This window comes from Mesorhizobium sp. M1143 (genome assembly GCF_040318435.1).
In the GTDB taxonomy this organism is placed as follows: Bacteria; Pseudomonadota; Alphaproteobacteria; order Rhizobiales; family Rhizobiaceae; genus Mesorhizobium.
Window position 1 is genome coordinate 1 of record NZ_JAMYMJ010000154.1, and the last position, 2,225, is coordinate 2,225.

The window sequence follows — 2,225 nt, forward strand, 5'->3', positions numbered from 1 at the left end:
AGTGTGCGTGGATCGATCTCGATGGCGACCGTAGCTGTTTTCGAGATGGCGAAGCGGCATCGCAGGAACTCCATCAGAGCGAGGAACTCGGCTGGCCCGATGAGAGACGGCGTTCCGCCGCCGAAATGTATGTCGCTCACGGGCAACGTCTTCGGCACTCGCTCCGAAACCAGACGGATCTCGTCACGCAGCGCCGCCAGATAGTTGAGGATGGGCGCATCACGGCGGGTGATGGTGGTTGGGAAGCCGCAATACCAGCAGGCTGATCGGCAGAACGGAACGTGCAGATAGAGTGACACCGGATCATCAGCCGGCAGGTTCCTGAGCCATTCCTCATAAGCCTCGGCGCCGACCGCCCCAGAGAACTCCGACACAGCCGGATAGATAGTGTACCAAGGCAGCCGGGCCTCTCGAAATTTCGTGGTCTGCAAAGGCACAATCCCATACTGATAACAACCAACCCTACCCACCGCGCCCGCCTGGGTCCTTGCGCTATGTCAGTCCGTTCCGTTTGGGCTCGAATCTAAGCAATGGGCGCCGTTCAGTCTTAGGCCGGACAGCGATGGTCTGAGCACCTGGTCACCGACTGATGATGGTGATCCGTCAGACCCTCACGCGCCCCTTTTGTTCGACTATCCCATCCCTTCCCTTCACCTGCGCCTCGGAGATTCTACTGAGCGCAGCTGCCACAATGGGCGAGACATACGGGCTTGGGACCAGATTTTGCTCGCCAGATAGTGCCGGCCCCTTAGTGAACTCTGCCATGTCGATGAGCTCGTTGTTTGAATTGCTGGCAAGATGCATTAGCTGTGGCACGCCGCTTTCAGGACGAGAACCTGCTCGGCGCGACAGTCCTGTCCGCCGCAATGCCAAGGCAGGCGCCCTACTGGCTTTGATGCAAGGCTGCAGCGCGTAGTTGTCGACCATCAGCTCGCCAAAATGACGGCGTCGTGCCGAGCGGTCCCGCCGCATGATGCCTCAACGTCGGGCTCACCACAAACAATGCTCTCCCCATGAACGAAACTGTCGCGAAGCGAACAGTCGAACCGTAGCCGAAACGTTTTCCGTTCGTGCTTGGGTGGATCCGCAAGGCAAAAACAAGGAAGTGCGAACCAAGGTCCGCCCGCACAATTGAGCTTCAAGCCGCAGCTGGTCGTCAGGCTGGCACGTCATTTGCGGTCGAATGCAGGACCGTTTGTGACGCCTACCTCTACCAGCTGAGTTGACTGTGATGATTGTACAAAACTTTGCACACCTCCATTTCGGCGATAATTACGTTATCGGCAGCTAAAACCAAATATTATACAAAAATGACCAGAGTACATTCTAGTCCTTCCTTCAGGGCTTAGCTGACGGCCCAGCACAACTGCGCGCGTTTCAAAGTTGTTCACAGAATCACTCGTGTCCATCACTTTATTATTAAAGCGGAGATCGACAATGACCATTAGGAGCCTCCTCCTCGGCTCAACTGCGGCACTGATTGCCGTTTCCAACGCTCGCGCCGTCACCACCGCCGCCGAGCCTGACCCGACTGAGTACGTCAAGATCTGCAACGTCTACGGCTCGGGCTACGTCTACATTTCAGGCACCGAGACCTGCCTGCGAATCGGCGGCTCTGTCCGTTACAACGTCGGATTGTTTGAGCACTCAAGAACCTCGGATGTGAGGACTGGTGAGCATCAGGGCGCGTGGCAAAACAACACACGCTTCACATTGAAAACCTGGACCGGCCAGGAGACCGAACGCGGGACGTTGAAGACCTACACCGAAACCCGCGTGAACTTCGGCAGCCACCAGACATCGGTTTCGGACAGTTCTCGGTCCTATGCCTTAAACGGAGGCAGCAGCCTGGCTATCGCCTGGATTCAGCTTGGTGGCCTGCGAGTTGGTAAGGACCGGTCAGCTTTCGACATGTTTATTGGCTGCGCGGGTGATGTACTGAACCAGACGCCGGCTCCGTACGGCGCTTTCGATACCAATGTGGTTCAGTACTACTTGGACGCAGGGAACGGTTTTTCGGCCGTGGTTTCGCTGGAACAAGGCTCGGACGTGGTCGGCACAATCGACAGCTACGCTCCCCACGTAGTAGGCGGCTTGAAATACGCACATGGCTGGGGAGCGATCACCGGCGTTGCAGCTTATGATCGCGACGACGCATCGGTGGCCGCCAAGGTCCGTGGCGACCTCCATGTCCCCAACGACCTGTTGCTATCCGGAATGCGCGG

The 2,225-nt window shown here is 57.4% G+C and carries 2 protein-coding genes and 1 pseudogene; 1 reads left to right on the forward strand and 2 read right to left on the reverse strand.

The genetic code is table 11. The features are described 5' to 3' along the window. Positions 1-431: pseudogene (locus NKH35_RS31485) on the reverse strand (coproporphyrinogen III oxidase); the annotation flags it as partial. A 172-nt stretch (positions 432-603) separates the two neighbouring features. After that, complete coding sequence (locus NKH35_RS31490) at positions 604-927, reverse strand: hypothetical protein (RefSeq protein WP_352917550.1); 324 nt, start codon at positions 925-927, stop codon at positions 604-606. A 510-nt stretch (positions 928-1,437) separates the two neighbouring features. On the opposite strand from NKH35_RS31490, the gene NKH35_RS31495 reads away from it, so the two are divergent. Next, positions 1,438-2,225, forward strand: a 788-nt coding sequence (locus tag NKH35_RS31495; RefSeq protein ID WP_352917551.1) for a porin, incomplete at its 3' end; no start/stop codon positions are given.

Excerpts from the sequence above, each read along its gene's own strand:
- NKH35_RS31490 (WP_352917550.1), bottom strand. The coding sequence starts at position 927 with ATGGTCGACAACTACGCGCTGCAGCCTTGCATCAAAGCCAGTAGGGCG.